Here is a 23,840-nt window from a genome sequence, read left to right as displayed (position 1 = left end):
AACGCCGGCGGCGTGCTACCATTTTGCGAAATCCATCGCATCCCAATCCGACTTTCAGACAGGAATCGTCATGTCAGGCAACAAGCACTCGCTTCCCATCAACCTATTCTGGGGCCTCGTCGCTCTGGCCGCGGCCGGCGCCATCGCCGGTATTGCTTTGCAGCGCGGCGAAACCATCAGCAGCATGTGGCTGATCGTCGCCGCAGTCTGCGTTTACGCGCTCGGCTACCGCTTTTACAGCGCCTTCGTCGCCGCCAAAGTCCTGGTGCTCGATGCCAGCCGCGCCACGCCGGCCGAACGCTTCGACGATGGCCGCGACTTCATGCCCACCCACAAATGGGTGGTGTTCGGCCACCATTTCGCCGCCATCGCCGGCCCCGGCCCGTTGATCGGGCCGACGCTGGCGGCCCAGTTCGGCTATCTGCCGGGCACCTTGTGGATCCTGATCGGCGCGGTGCTGGGCGGCTGCGTGCAGGACTTCGTGACCCTGTTTTTCTCGGTCAGGCGCGACGGCCGCTCGCTGGGGCAGATGGCCAAGGACGAATTGGGCAACATTGGCGGCGGTGCCGCGATGCTGGGGGTGATGACGATCATGGTGATCCTGATCGCGGTGCTGGGCCTGGTCGTGGTCAATGCGATGAAACACAGTCCCTGGGCGACCGCCACCGTCGCCGCGACGATACCGATCGCGATGTTGATGGGCATGTATCTGAACCATTTGCGGCCGGGGCGGGTGCTGGAAGCGACGCTGATCGGCGTGTCCTTACTGGTGTTTGCCGTGGTCGGCGGCGGCTGGATCGACGAAAATCAGGCCATCCGCGGCTGGTTCGATTACGACGCGCCGGAACTGGCGTTGATGGTGATCGGTTACGGCTTCGCCGCCGCGGTGTTGCCGGTCTGGCTACTGCTGGCGCCGCGCGACTACCTGTCCACCTTCATGAAACTGGGCACGATTGCCGCGCTGGCCGTGGCAATTCTGATCTTGCGACCCGAGCTGAAAATGCCGGCCTTGACCCAGTTTATCGACGGCAGCGGCCCGATCTTCGGCGGCAAATTGTTTCCGTTCGTGTTCATCACCATCGCCTGCGGCGCAATTTCCGGCTTTCATGCGCTGATTTCGTCGGGCACCACGCCCAAGCTGCTGGCTAACGAAACCGACGCCCGCTTTATCGGCTACGGCGCAATGATGATGGAATCCTTTGTCGCGATCATGGCGATGATCGCGGCGTCGGTGTTGGAGCCGGGAGTTTATTTCGCCATCAACAGCCCGGCTGGCGTGGTCGGCAAGGAAGCGGCGGAAGCGGTGGCGAAAATCAGCAGTTGGGGCTTTCCGGTGGCCGTCGAGCAAATGCAGCAATTGGCGCAGACCATGGGCGAATCGACCTTGTTCGCCCGCACCGGCGGCGCGCCGTCGCTGGCGGTCGGCATGGCCAGCTTGTTCGCCCAGGTGTTCGGTCAACATCTGCTGGCGGCCTGGTACCATTTCGCGATCATGTTCGAAGCCTTGTTCATCCTGACCACGTTGGACGCCGGCACCCGCGTCGCTCGTTTCATGCTGCAGGACATCCTCGGTAACTTCAATATCGGCCGCGGCAGCAGCGGCGGTTACGCCAGCATCTTACTGACCAGCGCCGCCGTAGTCGGCGCCTGGGGCTATTTCCTGTACATGGGGGCGATCGATCCGTTGGGCGGCATCAACAGCCTGTGGCCGCTGTTCGGCATCGCCAACCAAATGCTGGCGGCAATCGCGCTGTGCGTGGCGACGACGATTCTGGTCAAATCCGGCAAGCTGAAGTACGCCTGGGTCACTGCCCTGCCGCTGTCCTGGCTGATTATCGTCACCAGCAGCGCGGCCTGGCAGAAATTGTTCGCCGAGGATTTACGCATCGGTTTTCTGGCGCATGCCGCCGATTTGTCGGCGAAAATCGCCAGCGGTTCGCTGCCGGCCGCGCAACTGAAAAGCGCCCCGCAATTGATTTTCAACGATTACCTGAACGCCGGCCTGACCTGCCTGTTCATGCTGATCACCTGGCTGCTGCTGGCCGACATGCTGCGCGTGATCTACCGGGTAACCAGCGGCCAGCCCTACCCGCAATCCAGCGAATCGCCGCATATACCGAGCCGGTTGGTGGAGAATTGGGTCAGGGACTGACCGTCCTGATCGGTTCCTGCTGCCGGCCACAGACTATGCGCCGGAATTGGCGCCCGGATTTGTTGACACCTTGACGAAAAAAAGGCGCCGTGATCGCGGCGCCTTTTGCTGTTGCGGACTTGGTTTCCGGCCTACCAGCTAAAACTAGCGGACACTTGGCCGCTGCCGTCGTAGCTATAACCGCTCTTAACGACATTGGTCACGGTAAACGCGCAGGTTCCGGACGAATTCACCGGTAAGTTCGCACTACTGAGACTCGCGGTACCGGTCGTACCGGTGGTAGCCGAGGTAACACCGGTTACCGTAGTCGAGCCGCTGCTGGTTTTCACCGACCCGCTCCAACTTCCGTAGAGGGTTGCGCCGGAAACGGCAGAAACACCGTCATTGATCGTCACCGTTGCCACGCATTGCGCCTTGTTTTTCCCCACCAGCCGCCGTGTCACTTTGGTGCTGGCGGCTTTCATGCTAAGCGCCACTGGCGCTTGAGCTACCGAGATGACTTGACTGGCACTGCCTTTCAAGCCGCTGCTGTCGGTCACCGTCAAGGTGGCATTGTAAGTTCCCGGCGTGTTGTAGAGATGGCTGACGCTGGCGGAATTGCTGTTTGGCGTACCGTCACCGAAATTCCAGGCGTAAGCGGTGATCGAGCCATCCTGATCGACCGAGCCGGTACCATTCAAACTCACGGTCAGCGGCGCACTACCGCTGGTCGGCAAAGCCGAAATCACGGCAGTCGGTGCTATCGTTGTGGCACTGCTTTTCGGATAAGTACCGGTAATCAGGTATTGGCCGACACTGGCATAGTCAGAGTACCCGGTAGTCAAGTCGCCGTAGCCGATGCCGTCAATTTGCAGAAAATACTGGCCCGGCGCCAGGGTCGCCGCCAATGAAGCCGCCAAGCTATCCCCCGGGTTTGCGCTAGTCAGGACGGCGCCGGAACTGGTCATCAACTTTAGCGAAATATCCAGATTGGCTGATACCGCCCCGGAGGCGGCGTTGAATTGCACATTGCCGCCATCGGTAGAGAAACTGAATACATCGAGATCGGTACGGCTCTCGATAGTGCCAATTTGCAATACCGCGCCAGCGCTGCCGGACAGCGGCGCCGCAGTGGCTGGCGTTCCGCCGAAATCGTCGGCGCGTTGCGGCGCACCGGCCGCCGCGATCACAGCAATATCGTCTTGCTGGTTATTGGCGTCCGGATATTCGCCCTTGCTCCATTGAGTCACCGGTTGGTAATAGCCGACCCCCATAATTGGCGCCCAACCGGTGGCCCCGCTGCCCTGGCCCGCGTAGTAACTGCTGGTGGAGGTACCGTCGTGAGTCAAATTCAGAGCGTGGCCCACTTCGTGCGAAACGGCATCGGCTACATATCTCGGATTGCCGCCGCCCAACTTATCGAAAAACACCCAGACTGGGTTGTAATAGTCGGGACTGCTCGACGAATAATAGGAAAACACATTGATGTAGGCAACACCGCCGCAGGCTTGGCTGCAAAGCTCGGGCATCGATTGCGTGATCGCGGCACGAATACCATACACGGCGTCCGAACTACTGGTGCGCTGCAGCGCTGCGGCCGCGGGTTCCTGCGTCGTCACATCCACATCGAAAGGCGCGTAATCCTCCGCCACCCGCTGCCAAATTTCGCGAATATTGTTCTGTTCCGCACTGCTAAAACCGGATGGATTACCATCGGTATCATAGGCCTTGGCATTCAACGTACCGTTGTACCAAGCGCTGTTGCTGGCCTGGTAGCCGTTAAAATCCAGATATATGGTGCGGTTCGATCCGGGTTTACTATGGAGCGTAAATGGATCCGCACTCGCCACTGCCGTTGCGTTGAACGTATCGGTTCCGGCGGCAGTGGTAGCGTAAGCGCCGGTGACACCGGCAATCCGGCTCTCCGGCAAAGGGGTCGGCTCATGCGCGGCATCGATGTACAACAAGTGGCCGCTTTGGTCGATCCAAGCGCTAGAGTCGGTACGTAAGATCGATTGCAAACGCTCTGCCGACATGCCGTATTGTTCGGCAACCCCAGGTAATTGATCGCCTAAAGCTTGGATCGCAGCCTGGCCGTTGACTTTTTCCCTAAGCGTAAGTTTGGGAAACGGCATTTCAGTAGCATCGGTACTACCTGCCCCAATCTGATTTTGGGCCAGCGCGTCAGCCGTTTCAGTCCCAATCGCGCTTTGTTGCCCGGAACCGTTCAATCCCGACACGAAAGCTTGGTAACGGCCATCGCTGAGCTGCTTCAAGCCATAGTTATAGCCGGCTAGCGTTTGTTCGGCCACTTCGCGGCTTGGAAAATAAAGCGGCACAGTTAAAAGATTGGCGGCGATTAGGGAAGCGGTTAGTGACATGAGATTTCCTTATTTACTTTATAGAATCGGCAGCATGCGAGCATCTGTGGCCTGATATGGCCATGGGCAAGGCCCGGTCGTTTTCGAGCCTTTTGGCAGGCAGATACAAACCATCTCGCTTTGAGGGGTCAGCTCAAAAAGCTATCGAATTTACAGCTGAAAAGTGAAAGAAAACCTACATAAAGCATTAAGATCCGATGAAAATCGGTTTCCGGACCGGAGATGGACAATCATTGCGGAATGATTTTCGGCATAACCTTGACCGAAAAATCCGCAACGTTGGAATCGAAACGAGTCAAATGACTCGGGAGAATTGTTGTTGTTTCTGCGCCAGATACTTGTCAAACACCATGCAGATATTGCGGATCAGCAGGCGGCCGGCGCTGGATACTTGAATGCCGGCGGCGGTTAAATCCAACAAACCGTCCGATTTCATCGGCTGCAGTTTTGCCAATTCCGCGGCGAAATAGTCGTTAAAGACGATACCGAATTCCCGTTCGATGTGTTCGAAACTCAGTTCGAAATGGCAAATCAGTTGGGTAATCACGGCCCGGCGCAGTTTGTCGTCGTCGTCCAGATCCACGCCGCGAAACACCGGCAATTTACCTTGCGCGATGGCTGCGTCGTATTCGTCGAGTTCCTTGTAATTTTGCATATAGGCGTCGCCGACCCGACCGATCGAGGTCACGCCCAAGCCAACCAAATCGCAGTCGGAATGGGTGGAGTAGCCCTGGAAGTTGCGGTACAGCTTACCCTCGCGCTGGGCCACGGCCAACTCGTCGTCCGGTTTGGCGAAATGGTCCATGCCGATGTAGACATAGCCGGCATCGGTCAGTTTTTGGCCGACCATTTGCAAAATCTCCAGTTTCGCCGCCGGCGACGGCAAGGCCGCTTCGTCGATTTGGCGCTGCGTTTTGAAACGGCTGGGCATGTGGGCGTAATTGAAAATCGAAAACCGGTCCGGGGCATAGGCCAGTACCTGGTCCAGGGTATCGGCAAAGCTGGGCATGGTTTGCAACGGCAAGCCGTAAATCAGATCGATATTGGTAGAGCGGAAGCCTTCCTTGCGCGCCGCTTCCAGTACCGCGAAGGTTTGTTCCTTGCTTTGCAGCCGGTTGACGGCTTTTTGCACGTCCGGATCGAAGTCCTGCAAACCGAGGCTGATGCGATTGAATCCCAAGGCTCTTAGCTCGGCGATGGTGCGGTCGTCGGTTTCGCGCGGGTCGACTTCGATCGAATACTCGCCGCTATCGTCGCTGTGCAGATTGAAATTGGCCCGAGTCGTGTCCATCAACCGCCGCATTTGCTCGGCGCTCAAAAAGGTCGGCGTTCCGCCGCCCCAATGCAATTGGTTGACCGGTCGGCTTCGATCGAACAGTGCCCCCTGCATCTCGATCTCCTGGCACAGATTGTCCAGATACGGCAACGCATGGGCGCGGTTTTTAGTGACGATCTTGTTGCAGGCGCAATAGAAACAGACGGTGTCGCAGAACGGAATATGGAAGTACAGCGACAGCGGTCCGCCGGCGGCATTGGATTTTTCGATATGCCGCCGGTACTCGGCCTCACCGAAGCCTTCGTGCAACTCCAACGCGGTCGGATAAGAGGTATAGCGCGGACCGGACTTGTCGTAGCGTTTGATCAAGTCCAAATCGAATTTAATCGATTGGTCCATCATTTCAGTTCCTGATCGATGGTCACGCTCACGGCCGCCGTCGGCGATCCGTCCAGAGTGACTTCGGCACTGCCGACCAGATCGCCCGGTTGCGGCATCGCGTTACCGGATTTGGATATGCGGGCAACGATACGCAGTTGTTTGAAATCGGCCAGATGGGTTTGCGGCTGCATGGCCATGCTGTCGTTGAGTACGGCTTGCAGCGGCAGGTCTTTTACCTGTTGCTTGACGATAGCCAACGGCATTTTCGGACCGCTCAGGGCCTGGGCGTAAACGAATAGCGTGTCGTCCGGTTTTGCCTTGGTTTTCAGCTCGTCAGACAGGGCGGCATCGATTTTAATTTCGACCGGGGTCGTGGCAGCCGCAGCGCCAGCGCCCTGCTGGGTTTCAGCCTCCGCCATCGCAATCATTTTCTGCAATTGCTGCCGGGTTTCGTCTTGCTCCGGCAACATGGCCGACAGTTTTTGCCAATAGGCGATGGCTTGGGCAAAGTCGCCTTCCTCGGCCTTGGCCATACCGCCCAGCCACAGCGCGGTTTGGTCTTCCGGCACCAGTTTCAATGCCTGATAGACCAATGCGGCCGGTTCGCCGCGCATCTGGCCGTTACGCGCCATCGACAATGCGTCGGCATAGTGCAGCATCACCGCCGGTTCGTTCGGTTTACGCCGGTTCAATTCGGCGAACGCTTGGGCGGCGCTATCGTATTGTTGCATGTACAAATAGGCCCGACCCAACATCATCCAGCCCTCAAGATCGTCCGGTTGTTGTTGCAGGCGCTGTGCCAACGCGGCGACCATATTCTGCACATTATCGGCTGCTTTAGCCTGATTTTGCGCCAGTTCAGCCTTGGCAAGCGCTTGCGGCTCGCCCAGCGTCAGGTAGAGAAACAGGCTCAATACAGGCACCGCCAGGCCAAGCAGCGGAATCACCCAGCGCCCGGTTCCGGGCCTGAGCGCAGCCTTAGCCGGTGCGTCTTGCTGGATTTCATCCAATAAAGCCAGTTGCAATTCCTGGTACTGAGCATCGAACTGGCTTTGGGTCAGTACGCCGTCTTGCAGTTGCTGTTTCAGTTCGGCCAATTGTTGCCGAGCGATGGCTTTATTGCGGGTTTCGCCGTCGGCGTCATGCAAGGGCGCGGTTTTAAATAAGGGCGGCAACAAAATGGCCAAAGCCACGGCCACTAATCCGGCTATCGCCAGCCAAAACTCGATAGTCACGCGTCGTCACCCTGTTCCAGAATTTTTTTCAATTTCTCCCGCTCGGCAGCCGACAATTCCTTATCCGCACTGGCGCCTTTGGCGCGCAAAGTCCAAACCACGGCCAGACCCAAGACCAGGAACAACACCGGCCCCAGCCAGAGCAAAAATGTTTTCAGTTTGAACGCCGGTTTATACATGACGAAATCGCCGTAACGCTCGGTCATGAAATTGACTACGTCCTGCTGCGATTTGCCTTGTTGCAGCATTTCGTAGACTTGGCGGCGCAGGTCCTTGGCCAGGTCGGCGTTGGAGTCGGCGATGGTCTGGTTCTGGCAGACCAGACAGCGCAGCTCATTGATCAGGCTCTGGTAGGCCTGCTCCTGTTCCGGTTGCTTGAAGTCGCGGTATTCGATGTCGGCCCTGGCCTGAACCAGGTGCAACGACAACATCAGGATCAGCCAATATTTCATGCGCTTTCCGCCTCTAGTTGTTGAATCAGCGGTAAAAACAGTTTTTCCAGATCGCCGGCTTGAATCGGTCCGGTATGTTTGTAACGCACCACACCGCGCTTATCGATAACAAAAGTCTCCGGCACGCCGTAAACGCCGAAATCGATGCCGGTACGACCTTCGCTATCCATGACGCTGACCGTGTAGGGGTTGCCCTGCCTTGCCAGCCAGCCCTGGGCAGCGTCGGCCTGATCTTTATAATTCAGACCCACCAGCGTGACTTTGTTCAGTTTGGCCAACTGGTTCAACAGCGGATGTTCTTCCCGGCACGACACGCACCAGGAGGCCCAGACGTTGAGCAGCCAGACTTTACCTTTCAAGTCGGCCTGACTCAGGCTCCGCTCCGGCGTTGCCAGAATCGGCAACGTGAAAGCCGGCGCCGGTTTGTCGATCAACGGCGACGGGATTTCCCGCGGGTTCAATTTCAAGCCTATCGCCAGAAATATCGACAAGGCGATAAACAGTAGTAGCGGCAATAAATATTTCATCGATTTTCAGCGGTTTGTTTACTCGGCAACCGATAGCGGCGATCGCAGGCAGCCAGCAACCCGCCCAATGCCATGAACACGCCGCCCAGCCAGATCCACCGGATGAAGGCTTTATAATAGACTCGCAAACTCCAGGCGCCCTGCTCTCCCAAAGGTTCGCCGAGGGCGACGAACAAATCCCGAAACAGGGCGGCGTCGATTGCCGCTTCGGTCATCGGCATGGTTTGCACCCGGTACACGCGTTTTTGCGGCGCCAACTCGGCGACGATTTCTCCGTTATGACTGACGCTCAAATGGCCTTGTTCGGCGCGGTAGTTCGGGCCTTCACTGGCGGTGACACCGTGAAACTGGAACACGTAACCGAATAGATCCAGCGTTTCCTTCGGCGCCAGACGCACGTCGCGTTCGATGCTGTAGACCGACGTGAAGCTGATGCCGATCACGAACACCGCGATGCCGATATGCGCCAAGGTCATGCCGTAAAAGCCGGCCGGAATTTGTTTCAAGCGTTGCCAGGACCAGCTTTGCAGGCGTTGTTTAAAGGCAAAAGCGCTGACCGCCAGAGTCCACAACGCAAGGGCCACGCCCAACGCGGCGCCCCAGGAGTAAAACGGCATCGCCAACGGTGCCAGCACGGCGATGCCGATACAGCCGGCAATCAAACCGCGCAGGCGTGCGCCCAGTACTTTGATATCGTCGCTCTTCCAGCGCAGCAACACGCCGATCCCGACCACCAAGGCCAGCGGCGCCATCAACGGGATGAACACCGCATTGAAATACGGCGGACCGACCGACAATTTACCCAGACCCAAAGCATCGACCACCAGCGGATACAGCGTGCCGAGCAGAATGCTGGCGGCGGTCACGACCAACAAAACGTTATTGACCAGCAATACCGACTCCTTCGAAACCAGTTCGAAGCGGGCGTAACTTTTGACCTGCGGCGCGCGGATCGCGTAAAGCAGCAACGAACCGCCGACCACCACACCCAGAAAAATCAGGATGAACAAACCGCGGGCCGGATCGCTGGCGAAAGCATGTACCGAGGTCAACACGCCGGAGCGCACCAAAAAGGTACCCAGCAGACTCAACGAGAAGGCGAAAATCGCCAGCAGCACGGTCCAGGTCTTGAACGCGCCGCGTTTTTCGGTGGCGGCCAAGGAATGGATCAATGCAGTACCGACCAACCAGGGCATGAACGAGGCGTTCTCGACCGGATCCCAAAACCACCAGCCGCCCCAGCCCAGTTCGTAGTAAGCCCACCAACTGCCTAGCGTGATACCCAGCGTCAAAAACATCCAGGCCACATTGGTCCAGGGCCGCGACCAGCGCGCCCAGGCCGAATCCAGGCGTCCCTCCAGCAGCGCGGCAATCGAAAAAGCGAAGGCTACTGAAAAGCCGACATAGCCCATGTAGAGCATCGGCGGATGAATCGCCAAGCCGGGATCCTGCAACAACGGATTCAGGTCTCGGCCTTCGGCCGGTGCCGGAAACAGGCGTTCGAACGGATTGGAAGTCAACAGCAAAAACAATATGAAGCCGACGCTGACCAAGCCCATCACACCCAGCACCCGAGCCCGGGTGGGATCGGGAATCCGGGCGCTGAAGGCGGCGACCAAGCCGGTCCAGATCGACAAGGCCAATGCCCACAGCAGCAAGGAGCCTTCGTGTGCGCCCCAAACGCCGGAGATCAGGTACAAAAACGGCAGTTCGGTATTGGAGTTTTGGGCGACATAGGCCACCGAAAAGTCGTGGCTGATAAAGGCATAGGTCAAACAGCCGTAGGCCAACGCCATGAACGCCAACTGACCGAATGCGGCCGGCCGGGCGACATGGATCCAGCCGCTAACCGCCTTGCCGGCCCCGAATATGGGCAGCGTGCCTTGAACCAGCGCCATGCATAGCGCCAGGATCAGCGCGAAATGGCCGATTTCCGGGATCATGGTTGCTCCGCCGGTTTCTTCAGACTACCCGCCACTTCCGGCGGCATGTAATTCTCGTCGTGTTTGGCCAGGACTTCCTCGGCGACGAATACGCCGCGGCCATCCAGCCGGCCTTTGGCGACGATGCCCTGCCCCTCGCGGAACAAGTCCGGCAAGATGCCGGAATACTCCACCGCGACCTCCTGGCTGAAATCGCTTAGTTTGAAACGCACCAGCAAGTCGGCGTTGGGCCGCTGCACGCTACCTTTGACGACCATGCCGCCCAGGCGGAATACCGCATTGTTCGGTGCCTTACCGGCGACGACGTCGCTGGTCGAGAAGAAATACATCAGATTTTCGTTGAATGCCTTCAACGCAAAAAAAGCCGCCAAGCCCAGGCCGGCCAACATTAACAGGATTAACAGCAGTCGCTGTTTGCGGATCGGTTTCATTTGGACTGCGCGCGTTTTTGTTTGATGGCCAGTTGCCTGAATAATTGTTTGCGTTGCCAGACCGGCCACACCAGGTTCGCGGCCAACACCAGCGCCGTGACGCCGTATGCCGGCCAGACATAAGCGGCGTAACCGCCCATGTACCAAAAGCTGTCCCAACTCATGCCTGTTTCTCCAACATGTTTTTCACCCATTGCGACGAGGTTTCCCGTTTCAGCAATTCCAGCTTGGCTGCCTGCAATACCGCAATCAGGTAGTAAAACTTGAACGCGATCGCCATCAGCAACAGCGGCACCAGCATCGTAATGTGAATCGACGGTTTATCGAGTTTGCTGACTGTCGCCGGCTGATGCAGCGTATTCCACCATTCCACCGAATAGTGAATGATCGGAATATTGACCACGCCGACCAAAGCCAGGATAGACACCGCTCGGGCGGCGCTGCGTTTGTCCTCGATCGCGCCGTACAAGCTGATCACGCCCAGATACAGGAACAGCAGGATCAGCTCCGAGGTGAGCCTCGCATCCCAAACCCACCAAGTGCCCCACATCGGCTTGCCCCATAGCGATCCGGTAACCAGCGCGACGAAGGTAAACCCGGCGCCGATCGGGGCGCTGCTGATCAGCATTACCTCGGCCAGTTTCATCCGCCAAATCAGAGCAATGCCGCCCATTACCGCCATCATTACGTAGACGAACAAGGACATCCAGGCGGCCGGCACATGGATGTAAATGATCCGGTAGCTGTCGCCCTGTTGGTAGTCGGTGGGTGCCAGATACAAGCCGGCATAGAGGCCGGCGCCGAGCAACAGCAGAAAAATGGCCGTCAGCCAAGGGATGAAACGGTCGGCCAGCGCGTAAAAATGCGGCGGCGAAGAAGTACGGTGAAAAAACCGGCTGACCGGCGTGGGGATCCAGGACATCAATTAACACTCATTTTTAACGCAATGGAAGTCGGCAACGGCGCCAGGGCCAGCGCCGCCAGCAACATCGCCAACAAAATATTCAATTGGGCGCCGACCGGCAATCCGCCGGCGGCACGATCGACCGCGCCACTGGCGAATATCAACACCGGCACGTATAACGGCAACACCAGCAAAGACAACAACATACCGCCGCGGCGCAAACCGACCGTCAAGGCCACGCCGATAGCACCGATCAGGCTCAATAACGGAGTAGCTAAGATCAATGTCAGCCATAAAGTTCCCATCGCCTGCTCGGGAAGCCCCAAGAACAAGGCCAGCAGCGGCGCGACCAGCAACAGCGGCAGCCCGCTGACCAGCCAATGGGCGACGATTTTGCCCAACACCAACACCGACAAGGCATGCGGGCTAAGCAACATTTGCTCCAACGAGCCGTCTTCGAAATCGCTGCGGAACAGGCTATCCAGCGACAGCAAGGTCGCCAGCAAGGCCGACACCCAAATCACGCCCGGCGCCATCGCTTGCAACAAATTGGGTTGGGCGCCGATCGCCAGCGGAAACAAGGTCACCACCAACACAAAGAAAAACAACGGGTTGGCCATTTCGGCGCGGCGGCGGAACGCCAGCAGCAAATCCCGGCGGATGATGGCCAAAAAGGCGCGGATCAGTGGCATGCTTGCAAATGGATACGTTTCAGATTCAGGTCCGCCATGCGCAGATCGTGGTGCGAGGTCAGTACCGCCATACCGCCGTGGCTGATGTGGTCGGCGATCAGCGACTCGATCAAGGCGATACCCTGTTTATCCAGCGAAGTGAACGGTTCATCGAGTATCCACAACACATTTTGGGTGATCAACAAGCGAGCCAAAGACAGGCGCCGTTTTTGCCCGGCGGATAGCGTGTGCACCGGATTGTCGTCGAAACCGGCCAGTTTGACTTTGTCCAGCGCGTGGTCGATTTGGTACTTGCCAGGACTACCCAATGCCAACGCGAATTTGAGATTTTCCAATACCGTCAATTCCTTTTTGGTGCCGTCGGCATGGCCGACGTAGGCCATATCCCGGTAATAAGAGCTTTGCTCGGCCGGCTGGCCACACCAGATGATCCGGCCGGAATCGGCTTCGCGCAATCCGCACAGGATGCGCAGCAGCGTGGTCTTGCCGCTACCGTTGGCGCCCTCCAGTAACAGCGACTGCCCGGCCTGCACCTCGAAATTCAATGCCGAAAACAACAAGCGTTCGTCGCGAAAGCAGGATAAATCCCTGACTTCCAGCGTCGCATGTTGCACGTTTTCCATTCTACTGTCCCTAGGTTAGGTGGTTCGAGTCATAAGAGGGGCGCTATCTTAACACTAACCGCGGCCCGCTTCCCAACTTGGCGACCGAGAAAATCGCGCTAATTATGCGATAATCGCCCGGATACGATTTATGGCAAACACCGGAGATTTTGCATGACCGCATTGATAGGCATCATCATGGGTTCCACATCCGACTGGGAAACCATGCAGCATGCTGCGCAGACCTTGGAGCATCTGGACATTCCCCACGAAGTGGAAGTGGTATCGGCGCACCGGACCCCCGACAAACTGTTTCGCTACGCCGAAACCGCCGAGAGCAAAGGTCTGGAAGTCATTATTGCCGGCGCCGGCGGCGCCGCGCATTTACCGGGTATGACTGCGGCTAAAACCGCATTGCCGGTGTTGGGAGTGCCGGTCCAATCCAAAGCTTTAAACGGCATGGATTCACTATTGTCCATCGTGCAAATGCCGGCAGGGATTCCGGTCGGCACCCTGGCCATCGGCAAGGCCGGCGCCATCAATGCCGCACTGCTGGCCGCTGCCATTATCAGCAACAAGCACCCGCAATACCGGGCCGCGTTGGATGCCTACCGCCAACAACAAACCGACAGCGTCATCGCGACTCCCGACCCGCGTCAGGTGGCCGGATGAAGGTTGGCATTCTGGGTGGCGGCCAACTCGCCAGGATGATTGCGCTGGCCGGCTATCCGCTGGGCCTGAAGTTCATCGTCCTCGATCCCGATGCCAACGCCGGAGCCGGCGGCTTGAGCGAGCATTTGCTCGGCGCTTACGACGACCCTGCTCTATTGGCCGAATTGGCCGAAAAAGCCGATGTGGTGACCTACGAATTCGAGAACGTGCCGGCCCACGTTGCCGAATTCTTGTCCAGCCACACGCTAGTCTATCCGCCGGCCGGCGCCTTGGCCGTGGCGCAAGACCGTTTGCTGGAAAAAAACTTCTTCCGCGAATTGGGTATCGGCACCGCGCCGTTTGCCGCGATCGATAGCCTAACCGACTTGCAAGCGGCGATGGCGGATATCGGCTATCCGGCCATTTTGAAAAGCCGGCGCATGGGCTATGACGGCAAAGGCCAGGCCGTATTGCGGTCGGAAGCCGATCTGGCTCCTGCCTGGGACAGCATGCAGGGTGCGGCTGCTATTGTCGAAGGCTTCGTCGATTTCCAACGCGAAGTCTCAATCATTGCCGCCCGCAGTCCGTCCGGCGAAATCGCTTATTACCCGCTCTCGGAAAACCGACACCGCGGCGGAATTTTGCGCATCGCCGAATGCCGCGACAAAGATCCGGCGCAATCGCTGGCCGAAGACTACGTCAGGCGCCTGTTGGAAAAACTCGATTATGTCGGCGTCGTTGCGCTGGAATTGTTCGATGCCGGCGGTGCATTGCTGGCCAACGAATTCGCACCCAGGGTGCACAATTCCGGTCATTGGACCATCGAAGGCAGCGAAACCAGCCAATTCGAAAACCATTTACGTGCGATTTTAAACCTGCCGTTGGGTTCGACCGCACCGCGCGGTTACGCCGCCATGGTCAATTTCATCGGCGGCCTCGCCGACGACGGCCAAGTGCTGGGCATCGCCAACGCCCACCTGCATTTGTACGACAAAGCGCCGCGCAAAGGTCGCAAAGTGGCGCACGCTACCATACGCACCGACTCGGAAGCCGCTTACCGCGCCGGCTTGCAACAGTTGGCCGATCTGGCCGCTGCCACCGACGATTCCTGAGCAGTTGCCTGCCGCCGGTCGGCTGTCAGCCGAAGTAATTGTTTTTGGCAACCGATTCGATGGAGACCATGCGATTTGAGCCGAAGTGTCGGAACCAGACTCGCCCGGAGCTCACAGATACAGCGGCGCCATGCGCCGCCAATAATGGCCTTGGTGTGCCCGCCCTTCCCATTCGTATAACGCGTGCGGCACGCTTTTTTCGGCCAACACCCGGCTCAATGCGTGGTTATTGGCCAAGAACGGATCCTGTTTACCGATCACCAAGGTAATTTCCATCCGCCGGATAGCCGACAATTGCGCCTCGCAGGCCAGATTAGGCAAAAAATGGCTCGGCGTGTGGAAATAAATATTTTCGTCGTAATAGCCGTCGAACAGGTTTTTGAAACATTCGACTTCCAGCGTCAAATCAAATCGGCCGGAAAATGCCACTAATTTCCTGAACAAGTGCGGATGGCGAAATGCAATGTTGGCGGCATGAAAAGCCCCCAAGCTACAACCGTGCGCAATCACACAAGGGTGCGGATTTTTCAGTGCCATGAACGGCATGATCTCGTTCAACACATAGTCTTCGAAGTCTATGTGCCGCTGAATGCGGTCTTGCGGTTTACGCCAAAAACAGTAAAAGGTCTCGTGGTCGATACTATCGACGCAATAAAGCTGTATGTAGCCAGCCTCTATTTTGTTACGCAGCCGTTCGACGATACCCAGGTTTTCGTATTCGAAGAAGCGGCCGTCGCGCGTCGGGAAAACCAGGACTTTGGCGCCGGCGTGGCCGAATACCAAAAACTCCATGTCTCTACCCAATCGCGGGCTGTACCAGTGGTGGTATTCGCGGTTCATAACCTATGCCGGCGATACTCCGAAAAATTGCTGCAATTCGGCAACCAATTGCCGATCCTGTTCGTGTTGACGGGGATATTCGAAATGCCCGGCCTCCAGCACGAACAAACGTTTCTCGCCAGACCAGGCGTTGTAAATTGCAAATTGTCCGGGCGGAGCCACAACCGGATCGAACAACGCAACTGCTGCATGTAATGGCTGATTGGCATGGCGCGCGGCAACCGCGGCATCGTAATAGGCTAATGTGTCAAAAATATGAGGATGGTATTGGCTGTGCGCCTTCAGCGCAGCGGCACTGCCGCTGCTGGGCAAACTCAAACGCAAAGGCTGGTTGCCGAACGTCGGTACATTCAAATGCAACCGTTTGATCCTGCGGTCCCACGGCGCAGCCAACGCACCGAGGCCGCCGCCGAAGCTGATTCCCATATAGCCGATACGCTCTGCACATTGCGGATATATAGCCACCAGAACCGTCACTGCCAGCCAGATATCCTCGACGCAACCGCCAATCACGTACCGATTCCGATCGTCTATCGCATGCAACACGTGTTGGTTAGGCTGTTCCGGCAAATGTCCGTTGCGACTGCGCGAAATACCGCGCATGCAAGGAAACAACAACGCGGCGCCGGCGATTTGCAGATGATAATCCGGTTGATCCCTGCCGCCGTAACCGTGGCCGACGACGATGGCTTGGGTTATGGCTTGATTCTCGGGCTCCAGCAACCAGCCGCCGATCTTGAAATCGTCGGTAGAAAGGTAATGCAAATCGTAGACCCGGTAACCGGCACGAGTAGACTGGTATTCAAGCGAATAATCCGCTGCGATATCGACGGTTCGTTGGTATTTTTCCTGCCAGAAATTGCAAAAATCGAGCGGCTGCTCCGGCGCGGGGACTGTCAGTAAATCGCTAAGGTTAAGACCATATCCCGGATCGTAACTGTAGTTGTGATGAAATAAACTCACTGACGATTACTGTAATTTGGATTGGCGATCCACAAACGGGATGAGGTGAATGGTGATGGCTGCTGCCGTCACGTTAGAAGCGTGAAATGAGGGAACGAAGCCAAGCACCCCGTTCCGATTAAGGCTTAATCAACGATTTTGTATTTTTCCCTGGAAGCGTCGACCATATCCCGCAACTCCTTTCCAGGCTTGAAGTGCGGCACATGCTTTTCTGTCAACGACACCGAATCCCCGGTTTTCGGATTCCGGCCCAGACGGGCGGAACGGTGGTGTAATGAAAAACTGCCAAAGCCTCTGATTTCGATTCGTTCGCCACTGGCCAATGTATCGCTCAAGTGATCGACTACACATCTGACCGCCAATTCCACATCTTTAAGCGCGAGGTGCGGCTGCTTACGCGCCAGCATCTCTATCAATTCTGATTTCGTCACATCCAGCCCTGAATAATCAAAAAAGGGTGGCATGAGTGCGCCCATGCCACCCTCGGAGATGGTTTTATTACTTGTCCATTTGTTTAAAGATATCGCCCAACGTTGCAGTACCTGCATTTTGCTGGGAATAATCTTTAATGGCGTTGGATTCTTCTTCGGCATCCTTCGCTTTAATAGACAACGAAATAGACTTGGTCTTTTTATCGACACCGACGAATTTGGCTTCGATTTCGTCGCCGGCTTTCAGCAACTTGCTGGCGTCTTCGACGCGGTCGCGCTGAATTTCGGAAGCTCTCAAATAACCTTCGACGTTGTCGGCCAGAGTGACGACGGCGCCTTTGGCATCGACTTCTTTGATGATGCCTTTGACTAAGCTACCTTTCTCATGCAAAGCGATGTAGTTTTGGAAAGGGTCTTGTTCCAGTTGTTTGATGCCGAGAGAGATACGCTCGCGCTCGGAATCGACTGCCAAGATAACAGTTTCAACTTCGTCGCCTTTCTTGTAGTTGCGAATCGCTTCTTCGTCGTTCTCGTTCCAGGAAATATCGGACATGTGCACCAAACCGTCGATGCCGCCTTCCAGGCCGATGAAGATACCGAAATCAGTGATCGATTTAATTTTGCCGGAGATTTTGTCGCCTTTGTTATGAGTCGCTGCAAATTCATCCCAAGGATTGGATTTGCATTGTTTCATGCCCAAAGAAATACGGCGGCGTTCTTCGTCGATTTCCAGAACCATGACTTCAACTTCGTCGCCCAACTGAACCACTTTGGACGGGTTGACGTTTTTGTTGGTCCAATCCATTTCGGAAACGTGCACCAAACCTTCGACGCCTTCTTCGATTTCGACGAAGCAACCGTAGTCGGTCAGATTGTTGACCTTACCGAACACGCGAGTGCCGGCTGGGTAACGACGAGCAATGTTTTGCCATGGATCTTCATCCATTTGCTTCATACCCAAGGATACGCGGGTTTTGTCTTTGTCGAATTTCAGGACCTTGACTTTAACTTCCTGGCCGATCTCTACGCACTCGGACGGATGGCGAACGCGACGCCATGCCATATCGGTAATGTGCAACAAGCCGTCGACGCCGCCCAGGTCGATAAAGGCACCGTAATCGGTGAGGTTTTTGACGATACCGGTAACAATCGCGCCGTCTTGCAGCGTTTTAACCAATTCTTCGCGCTCTGCGCTGTATTCGCTTTCGACGACAGCACGACGCGACAACACGACGTTGTTACGTTTTTGGTCGATTTTGATGACTTTGAATTCCAGATCGCGGTTTTCCAGGAATGCGGTGTCGCGAATCGGACGCACGTCAACCAGAGAGCCAGGCAAGAAGGCACGCAATGCGCCAACCGCCACGGTGAAACCGCCGCGAACTTTGCCGTTGATACGGCCGATAACAGTTTCTTGAGTTTCGAAGGCTTTTTCCAATTCAGCCCACGCCTTGCTTTTCTTGGCTTTGTCACGGGAAAGAAGCGTGGCGCCCAGGCCGTCTTCAAACAGATCGAGAGCAACTTCGATCTCGTCACCGATATTGACTTCCAAGTCGCCGTCGGCATTCAGGAATTGCCATTTCGGAATGACACCTTCTGATTTCGCCTGTGTACTGACGATGACAAATTCGTTTTCGATGTCGACAACGGTACCAATCAACATCGCGCCAGGACGCATTTCGGTCTTGGCATAACTCTCTTCAAACAACTCTGCAAAGCTTTCGCCCATCTTTACTTTCCCAAACTTGCCACAACACCAGCAAGTTTTAACAATTATCAAAAAATTAATAAAAGCTACCGGCTAATGCCGATAACTGCCAAAAGTCTCATTCGACTAGATTTACTACCTGATCAATCACCTGTTGAATAGACAAGCTGGATGAATCGATAAAATGCGCACCTTCCGGCACTGTGAGCGGCGCCGAAGCCCGCTGAGTATCGCGACGATCGCGCTCCTCTATCTCCCGAGTGATTTGCGGAAGGTTAGCATCAATTCCCTTTTCAATCAACTGTTTATATCTGCGCAACGCCCTTTCTTCGGCACTGGCGGTCAAGTAAACTTTAAACTGGGCATCCGGAAACACCACGCTACCCATGTCGCGCCCGTCCGCGACTAGACCTGGAAGCTGTTGAAAATCCTTTTGTTTTTGCAGCAACAATGCCCGTACAGGCGGATAGGCGGCAATGATAGACGCCGCATTGCCGGTAGTTTCAGTGCCTAGCAAATCGGTTATGTCTTGACCATTTAAAAGCACCCGTAAATTGTCGCCACAATCAAAACTCAGCGTCATGCTTTCCGCAATATCGCAAACCGCATCGATATCAGTTAAATCCAGTTCGGCCTGCAAGCAGGCGATCGCCAGCGAGCGGTATATAGAGCCGCTATCCAGATAATTCCAACCCAGAAGCCTTGCCACAGCTCGGCTAACCGTGCCTTTACCAGCCCCGCTGGGGCCATCAATCGTTAAGACCGGAACTGACATAACTTACATCGTGCCTAAATTCAATCCCAATTGCGTCGCTAACGCCGGAAACTCTTTAAACGAGGTATTGACGTTGGCGCAATCGTTAATCGTGATCGGGCCGTTGGCGCGCAGGCCGGCAATCGAGAACGACATCGCGATACGGTGGTCGCCGTGTGAATCGACTTCGCCACTGCCCAATTGGCCGCCATTGATGACCATGCCGTCTTTGGTCGGTTGCGCGTCTATGCCCAAAATTTGCAAGCCGTCCGCCATGACTTGGATGCGGTCGGATTCCTTGACCCGCAATTCCTCGGCGCCAGTCAACACGGTTTGACCCTCGGCGCAGGACGCGGCGACGAACAATACCGGAAACTCGTCGATTGCCAGCGGCACCAGATGCTCGGGAATATTGATGCCTTTCAGTGGCGCTGAACGCACCCGCAAATCCGCCACCGGCTCGCCGCCGACCTCGCGCTCGTTCAAGACTTCGATGTTGGCACCCATCAGGCGCAGAATGTCGATCACCCCAGTTCGGGTCGGGTTGATGCCGACGTGCTTCAAAGTCACATCGGAATTCGGCGCAATGCTGGCGCCGACCAGAAAAAATGCCGCCGAAGAAATGTCGCTCGGTACGTCGATATTGGTTGCGGTCAACTTGCCTTCGCTGCTGATCTTCGCGGTGGCGCCGTCACGGGTGACCGGGTAGCCGAAACCGGCCAGCATGCGCTCGGTATGGTCGCGGGTCGGCGCCGGTTCGGTGACGCTAGTCTCACCTTCGGCGTACATGCCGGCCAGCAACAAACAGGATTTGACCTGAGCACTGGCGATCGGCATGTCGTAATGCATGCCTTGCAATTTGCCGGCCTTGCCTTTGATATGCAGCGGCGCAGTACCGTTGGGTTGGGTTTCGATTTCGGCGCCCATTTGTGCCAGCGGCACGGTGACGCGTTTCATCGGCCGCGACTCCAGCGACTTGTCGCCGGTCAATACGGTGTCGAACGCTTGGCCGGCCAGTAAGCCTGACAACAGGCGCATCGAGGTGCCGGAATTTCCCAGATACAGCGGCTTGTCCGGCGCTTTCAAGCCATGCTTGCCGACGCCGTGGATCGTCACCTCGCCGTTGACCGGACCTTCGATCTTAACGCCCATCGCCCGAAACGCTTCCAACGTGGAAATGGCGTCTTCGGCATTCAAAAAACCGGTGACATGGGTGACACCCTCGGCCAAAGAGCCGAGCATGATCGAGCGGTGGGACATGGATTTATCGCCGGGTACGCGAATTTCGCCGTTCAGGCTGCCGCCGGGTTGGACTTGGAAAATGACGTTAGTGGATGAAGACATAATGGTTAAGTGGGATCGTCAAAAGTTTCGAGAAAACGTTGCCGGGCTTGCTTGGCGTAACTAAAAGTGTCAAACAATGATGATGCCTCATCGTTTTGCAACAGACGTTCGATTTGGCCAAGCTCGGCTTGAAATTGTTGAATCAGCGGAATGATTTCCTGTTTGTTGGCCAGACAAATATCCTGCCACATGGTCGGATCGCTGGAGGCGATGCGACTAAAATCCTTGAAGCCGCCGGCGGCGTATTTGAAAATCTCGCGCTGCTCGTCCTTGCGCCCCAGCATGCCGACCAAGGCAAAGGCCAGAATATGCGGCAGATGGCTGGTGGCCGCCAACACCGTGTCGTGATGCTCGACCGTCATCACCGATACGCTGGAACCGATGCGCCGCCAGAACTCACCGAGTTTATCGACGGCTCCGGTGTCGGTTGAAGACAAAGGTGTCAGAATCACGCGGCGATTCTTGTATAAATCGACCTTTGCCGCCTCAACGCCGCTACGCTCGGCGCCGGCAATCGGATGCGCGGGTACGAAATTGCTCGGCACGTCACCGAACACTGCCCGCGCCGCCTCGATCACACTGCCTTTGGTACTGCCGGCGTCGCTATACAGCGTTTGTGAGTTCCAATGCGGTTTCAGCTGTTCGAAGATGGCCTGCATGCTGCCGACCGGCGTACAAATGATTACGCAATCGGTGCCGGCCATCGCCTGCGCGGTATCGGTGAAAAACGCATCGACCACGCCCAATTCCAGAGCGCGTTGCATATTGGGCAGATTTTTTTCCCGCCCCAAAGCGACCACCTGCTGGCACAAACCTTCGGCACGAGCGGCCTTGGCGATAGAGCCGCCGATCAGGCCAATGCCGATGATGCACAGGCGCTCAAACACCTTGCAGCACCTGCGCTAATGCATCGATGAAAATTTGGTTTTCCCGTGCGGTGCCGATACTGACCCGCAAGTGATTGGGCATTTCGTAATTGGCCACTGGCCTGACGATGACGCCTTTTTGCAGCAAGGCTTGGTATAGCGGCAACGCCGGTTGTTTCATATCCACCGACACGAAATTGCCGGACGAAGGGATCCAAGGCAAAGCCAATGATTTGAACGCCGCCGTCAATTGGGCCATACCGGCGTTGTTGACCGCCACGGTCTCGGCCAAGTATTCAGCGTCGGTCATCGCCGCTTCCGCCGCAGCCAAGGCCAATATATTGCCGTTGAACGGTTGCCGTACCCGATTCAGCAAATCCGCCACTTCCGGCGAAGACACACCGAAGCCGATGCGCAAGCCGGCCAAACCGTAAGCTTTGGAAAAAGTGCGGGCAATCACCAGATTCGGATATTTGATCGGCCATTGCATCGACTCGGTGCGCACGGCCGGCTCGACGAACTCGTAATAGGCTTCGTCCAGCACGCACAGCACGGATTTGGGCAACGAAGCGATAAAATCTTCCACCGCTTGCGAAGCCAGCAAAGTTCCGGTCGGATTGTTCGGATTGGCGATAAATACCACCCGGGTTTTAGCTGTCACTGCCGCGCGCATTGCGTCCAGATCGTGACCATAATCCTTGGCTGGCACAACCACGGCCTTGGCCCCGACCGCTTGAGTCAGAATCGGGTACAAAGCGAAGGCATGTTGAGCGAACACCACTTCATGCTCCGGCGCGACGAAGGTGCGCATGACCAGTTCCAGAATCTCGCTGGAACCATTACCCAGCGTAATCTGTGCTAAATCCACACCCCAGCGGGCAGAGATCGCTGTTTTCAAAGCGTAACCGCTACCGTCAGGATAACGGGCGATTTCCGGCAAGGTATTTTGAATCGCTTCGGCGACCTTGCGGCCGGTGCCGAGCGGATTTTCGTTGGACGCCAGTTTGATGACTTCGCTCAAACCCAGCTCGCGCTGCAATTCTTCGGCCGGTTTACCCGGCACGTAAGGCATCAATTGCTGAACGCCTTCCAGGGCAAGTTGTAAAAATTGATTCATGAAGCAAACGGATTAAATGACGGCTTTAGGATAGGAACCCAGTACTTTCAGCATCTTGACGTTGTTTTCCAATGTTTCTAGCGCTTTGGCCACTTCTTCGTCTTCGCGATGACCTTCGATGTCGATAAAGAATACGTACTCCCACAAACCTTGCCGCGAAGGCCGCGACTCGATGTGGGTCATACTGATCCCATATTGTGCGAACGGCTGCAGAATACGGTGCAATGCACCGGGCTGGTTGCCTGTGGACACCAGAATGGACGTCTTGTCCAGGCCGGTCGAAACCGGTTGCAAACGGCCGATGACGATAAAACGGGTGGTGTTGTTGGCTTCGTCCTCGATATGCTTTTCGATGACGTTCAACTCGTACAACTCCGCAGCGGTCAAACCGGCGATTGCAGCCTTGCTATGGTCCAGCGAAGCCAGACGGGCGGCCTCGGCGTTGCTGCTCACCGCAGTACAGGGTACGCCGGGTAGATTCGCAGTCAGCCATTGCCGACACTGGGCCAACGATTGCTGGTGTGAGAACACTTCGCTAATGCCGACCAAGCTATCCATCTTGCCGAGCAGGTTCTGGTGCACCCGAATCTCGACTTCGCCGCAAATCTGCAGCGGACTGTCCATGAAGCGGTCCAACGTGTGCGCAATCACACCTTCAGTGGAATTTTCCACCGGTACCACGCCGAACTGGCAATGGCCGGTCTCGACCGCCTGAAAGATTTCATGAATGGTCGGTACCGGAATGTCTTTGACCGCATGACCAAAATGTTTGAAGGTGGCTTGCTGAGAAAAGGTACCGGCAGGGCCGAGAAACGCCACTTCCAGCGGTTTTTCCAGCGCCAGACAGGCCGACATCAGCTCCCGAAACAAATGTGCGGCGGCATCGTCACCTAACGGTCCCGGGTTGAGTTCCTTGATCCGCCGTAATACCTGCGCCTCCCGATCCGGGCGATAAAAACTGCCGGTCTCGCCTTCGGCCTGTTTGGTGCGGGCCACTTCAAGCGCGCATTCCGCGCGCCGGTTCACCAGTTCCAGAATCTGTTGGTCTATCGCGTCGATACGATCGCGCAGTTCGGACAACGGAATGATCGGTGTCATA

General features: G+C 56.4%; 23 protein-coding genes. 3 read left to right on the top strand and 20 right to left on the bottom strand.

Annotation, left to right across the window (positions count from 1 at the left end; translation table 11 throughout):
* Positions 1-70: 70 nt before the first annotated feature.
* A complete protein-coding gene (locus ACH518_RS13920; RefSeq protein WP_445370515.1) occupies positions 71-2,152 on the top strand; it encodes a carbon starvation CstA family protein in 2,082 nt (693 codons plus the stop codon).
* A 131-nt stretch (positions 2,153-2,283) separates the two neighbouring features.
* Here the strand turns inward: ACH518_RS13920 and ACH518_RS13915 are convergent, their stop codons facing one another.
* The 11 genes from ACH518_RS13915 to ccmA all read right to left on the bottom strand — a co-directional run bounded on the left by ACH518_RS13915 (position 2,284) and on the right by ccmA (position 12,976).
* Positions 2,284-4,512 carry a PKD domain-containing protein gene (locus ACH518_RS13915; RefSeq protein ID WP_445370514.1) on the bottom strand — a complete coding sequence of 743 codons (2,229 nt, stop codon included), beginning with the start codon at positions 4,510-4,512 and terminating at the stop codon, positions 2,284-2,286.
* 295 nt (positions 4,513-4,807) lie between these two features.
* Complete coding sequence (hemN, locus tag ACH518_RS13910; RefSeq protein WP_445373000.1) at positions 4,808-6,187, bottom strand: oxygen-independent coproporphyrinogen III oxidase; 1,380 nt, start codon at positions 6,185-6,187, stop codon at positions 4,808-4,810.
* Entirely contained in the window at positions 6,187-7,404 is a 1,218-nt protein-coding gene (ccmI, locus tag ACH518_RS13905; RefSeq protein ID WP_445370513.1) for a c-type cytochrome biogenesis protein CcmI, read from the bottom strand. Before ccmI ends, hemN begins: the two co-directional genes overlap by 1 nt.
* Positions 7,401-7,856, bottom strand: a complete 456-nt coding sequence (locus ACH518_RS13900; RefSeq protein WP_278212062.1) for a cytochrome c-type biogenesis protein — start codon at positions 7,854-7,856, stop codon at positions 7,401-7,403. Before ACH518_RS13900 ends, ccmI begins: the two co-directional genes overlap by 4 nt.
* Positions 7,853-8,383, bottom strand: a complete 531-nt coding sequence (locus ACH518_RS13895) for a DsbE family thiol:disulfide interchange protein (RefSeq protein WP_445370512.1) — start codon at positions 8,381-8,383, stop codon at positions 7,853-7,855. The genes ACH518_RS13900 and ACH518_RS13895 overlap by 4 nt, the downstream gene beginning before the upstream one ends.
* On the bottom strand, positions 8,380-10,326 hold the full coding sequence (locus ACH518_RS13890) for a heme lyase CcmF/NrfE family subunit (protein WP_445370511.1): 1,947 nt from the start codon (positions 10,324-10,326) through the stop codon (positions 8,380-8,382). The genes ACH518_RS13895 and ACH518_RS13890 overlap by 4 nt, the downstream gene beginning before the upstream one ends.
* Positions 10,323-10,757 (bottom strand): cytochrome c maturation protein CcmE, encoded by a 435-nt coding sequence (gene ccmE / locus ACH518_RS13885; RefSeq protein ID WP_278212064.1) that lies wholly within the window; start codon positions 10,755-10,757, stop codon positions 10,323-10,325. Before ccmE ends, ACH518_RS13890 begins: the two co-directional genes overlap by 4 nt.
* A complete protein-coding gene (gene ccmD, locus ACH518_RS13880; RefSeq protein ID WP_140910477.1) occupies positions 10,754-10,921 on the bottom strand; it encodes a heme exporter protein CcmD in 168 nt (55 codons plus the stop codon). Before ccmD ends, ccmE begins: the two co-directional genes overlap by 4 nt.
* A complete protein-coding gene (locus tag ACH518_RS13875; RefSeq protein ID WP_445370510.1) occupies positions 10,918-11,679 on the bottom strand; it encodes a heme ABC transporter permease in 762 nt (253 codons plus the stop codon). The genes ccmD and ACH518_RS13875 overlap by 4 nt, the downstream gene beginning before the upstream one ends.
* Positions 11,679-12,353: a heme exporter protein CcmB gene (ccmB, locus tag ACH518_RS13870; protein WP_256609474.1), complete on the bottom strand. Its 675-nt coding sequence runs from the start codon at positions 12,351-12,353 to the stop codon at positions 11,679-11,681. The genes ACH518_RS13875 and ccmB overlap by 1 nt, the downstream gene beginning before the upstream one ends.
* Entirely contained in the window at positions 12,344-12,976 is a 633-nt protein-coding gene (gene ccmA, locus ACH518_RS13865; RefSeq protein ID WP_278212067.1) for a cytochrome c biogenesis heme-transporting ATPase CcmA, read from the bottom strand. Before ccmA ends, ccmB begins: the two co-directional genes overlap by 10 nt.
* Before the next feature lie 153 nt (positions 12,977-13,129).
* On the opposite strand from ccmA, the gene purE reads away from it, so the two are divergent.
* Entirely contained in the window at positions 13,130-13,627 is a 498-nt protein-coding gene (gene purE, locus ACH518_RS13860; RefSeq protein ID WP_140910481.1) for a 5-(carboxyamino)imidazole ribonucleotide mutase, read from the top strand.
* A complete protein-coding gene (locus ACH518_RS13855) occupies positions 13,624-14,718 on the top strand; it encodes a 5-(carboxyamino)imidazole ribonucleotide synthase (protein ID WP_445370509.1) in 1,095 nt (364 codons plus the stop codon). Before purE ends, ACH518_RS13855 begins: the two co-directional genes overlap by 4 nt.
* A 111-nt stretch (positions 14,719-14,829) precedes the next feature.
* Here the strand turns inward: ACH518_RS13855 and ACH518_RS13850 are convergent, their stop codons facing one another.
* The 9 genes from ACH518_RS13850 to pheA form a co-directional block, all read right to left on the bottom strand.
* Positions 14,830-15,558 (bottom strand): esterase family protein, encoded by a 729-nt coding sequence (locus ACH518_RS13850; protein WP_445370508.1) that lies wholly within the window; start codon positions 15,556-15,558, stop codon positions 14,830-14,832.
* Between the two features lie 3 nt (positions 15,559-15,561).
* The gene (locus ACH518_RS13845) at positions 15,562-16,521 is read right to left on the bottom strand and encodes an acetylxylan esterase (protein WP_445370507.1); all 960 of its coding nucleotides are present in this window, start codon (positions 16,519-16,521) and stop codon (positions 15,562-15,564) included.
* 125 nt (positions 16,522-16,646) lie between these two features.
* Positions 16,647-16,952, bottom strand: a complete 306-nt coding sequence (locus ACH518_RS13840) for an integration host factor subunit beta (protein WP_054759678.1) — start codon at positions 16,950-16,952, stop codon at positions 16,647-16,649.
* A 67-nt stretch (positions 16,953-17,019) separates the two neighbouring features.
* The gene (gene rpsA, locus ACH518_RS13835) at positions 17,020-18,681 is read right to left on the bottom strand and encodes a 30S ribosomal protein S1 (RefSeq protein ID WP_140910485.1); all 1,662 of its coding nucleotides are present in this window, start codon (positions 18,679-18,681) and stop codon (positions 17,020-17,022) included.
* A 97-nt stretch (positions 18,682-18,778) separates the two neighbouring features.
* On the bottom strand, positions 18,779-19,435 hold the full coding sequence (cmk, locus tag ACH518_RS13830) for a (d)CMP kinase (RefSeq protein WP_445370506.1): 657 nt from the start codon (positions 19,433-19,435) through the stop codon (positions 18,779-18,781).
* Positions 19,436-19,438: 3 nt separating this feature from the next.
* Positions 19,439-20,758: a 3-phosphoshikimate 1-carboxyvinyltransferase gene (gene aroA, locus ACH518_RS13825; RefSeq protein WP_445370505.1), complete on the bottom strand. Its 1,320-nt coding sequence runs from the start codon at positions 20,756-20,758 to the stop codon at positions 19,439-19,441.
* A gap of 5 nt (positions 20,759-20,763) precedes the next feature.
* Positions 20,764-21,645: a prephenate dehydrogenase gene (locus ACH518_RS13820; RefSeq protein ID WP_445370504.1), complete on the bottom strand. Its 882-nt coding sequence runs from the start codon at positions 21,643-21,645 to the stop codon at positions 20,764-20,766.
* Positions 21,638-22,741, bottom strand: a complete 1,104-nt coding sequence (gene hisC, locus ACH518_RS13815; RefSeq protein ID WP_445370503.1) for a histidinol-phosphate transaminase — start codon at positions 22,739-22,741, stop codon at positions 21,638-21,640. Before hisC ends, ACH518_RS13820 begins: the two co-directional genes overlap by 8 nt.
* Before the next feature lie 12 nt (positions 22,742-22,753).
* Positions 22,754-23,839: a prephenate dehydratase gene (gene pheA, locus ACH518_RS13810; protein WP_445370502.1), complete on the bottom strand. Its 1,086-nt coding sequence runs from the start codon at positions 23,837-23,839 to the stop codon at positions 22,754-22,756.
* Position 23,840 lies beyond the last annotated feature (1 nt).

Source organism: Methylomonas sp. HW2-6, from assembly GCF_052474525.1.
The sequence above is the reverse complement of the archived record's forward strand: the minus strand, read 5'-3'. Positions and strand labels throughout refer to the sequence as shown.

What these genes read in the sequence shown, in the direction of transcription:
- ccmD (WP_140910477.1), bottom strand. Translation starts at nt 10,921, where the DNA reads ATGAGTTGGGACAGCTTTTGGTACATGGGCGGTTACGCCGCTTATGTC.
- ACH518_RS13875 (WP_445370510.1), bottom strand. Translation starts at nt 11,679, where the DNA reads ATGTCCTGGATCCCCACGCCGGTCAGCCGGTTTTTTCACCGTACTTCT.
- ACH518_RS13915 (WP_445370514.1), bottom strand. Translation starts at nt 4,512, where the DNA reads ATGTCACTAACCGCTTCCCTAATCGCCGCCAATCTTTTAACTGTGCCG.
- pheA (WP_445370502.1), bottom strand. Translation starts at nt 23,839, where the DNA reads ATGACACCGATCATTCCGTTGTCCGAACTGCGCGATCGTATCGACGCG.
- purE (WP_140910481.1), top strand. Translation starts at nt 13,130, where the DNA reads ATGACCGCATTGATAGGCATCATCATGGGTTCCACATCCGACTGGGAA.
- ACH518_RS13855 (WP_445370509.1), top strand. Translation starts at nt 13,624, where the DNA reads ATGAAGGTTGGCATTCTGGGTGGCGGCCAACTCGCCAGGATGATTGCG.
- ACH518_RS13895 (WP_445370512.1), bottom strand. Translation starts at nt 8,383, where the DNA reads ATGAAATATTTATTGCCGCTACTACTGTTTATCGCCTTGTCGATATTT.
- ACH518_RS13890 (WP_445370511.1), bottom strand. Translation starts at nt 10,326, where the DNA reads ATGATCCCGGAAATCGGCCATTTCGCGCTGATCCTGGCGCTATGCATG.
- ccmB (WP_256609474.1), bottom strand. Translation starts at nt 12,353, where the DNA reads ATGCCACTGATCCGCGCCTTTTTGGCCATCATCCGCCGGGATTTGCTG.
- ACH518_RS13920 (WP_445370515.1), top strand. Translation starts at nt 71, where the DNA reads ATGTCAGGCAACAAGCACTCGCTTCCCATCAACCTATTCTGGGGCCTC.
- hisC (WP_445370503.1), bottom strand. Translation starts at nt 22,741, where the DNA reads ATGAATCAATTTTTACAACTTGCCCTGGAAGGCGTTCAGCAATTGATG.
- ACH518_RS13900 (WP_278212062.1), bottom strand. Translation starts at nt 7,856, where the DNA reads ATGAAATATTGGCTGATCCTGATGTTGTCGTTGCACCTGGTTCAGGCC.
- aroA (WP_445370505.1), bottom strand. Translation starts at nt 20,758, where the DNA reads ATGTCTTCATCCACTAACGTCATTTTCCAAGTCCAACCCGGCGGCAGC.
- ccmE (WP_278212064.1), bottom strand. Translation starts at nt 10,757, where the DNA reads ATGAAACCGATCCGCAAACAGCGACTGCTGTTAATCCTGTTAATGTTG.
- ACH518_RS13850 (WP_445370508.1), bottom strand. Translation starts at nt 15,558, where the DNA reads ATGAACCGCGAATACCACCACTGGTACAGCCCGCGATTGGGTAGAGAC.
- cmk (WP_445370506.1), bottom strand. Translation starts at nt 19,435, where the DNA reads ATGTCAGTTCCGGTCTTAACGATTGATGGCCCCAGCGGGGCTGGTAAA.
- rpsA (WP_140910485.1), bottom strand. Translation starts at nt 18,681, where the DNA reads ATGGGCGAAAGCTTTGCAGAGTTGTTTGAAGAGAGTTATGCCAAGACC.
- ccmA (WP_278212067.1), bottom strand. Translation starts at nt 12,976, where the DNA reads ATGGAAAACGTGCAACATGCGACGCTGGAAGTCAGGGATTTATCCTGC.
- hemN (WP_445373000.1), bottom strand. Translation starts at nt 6,187, where the DNA reads ATGGACCAATCGATTAAATTCGATTTGGACTTGATCAAACGCTACGAC.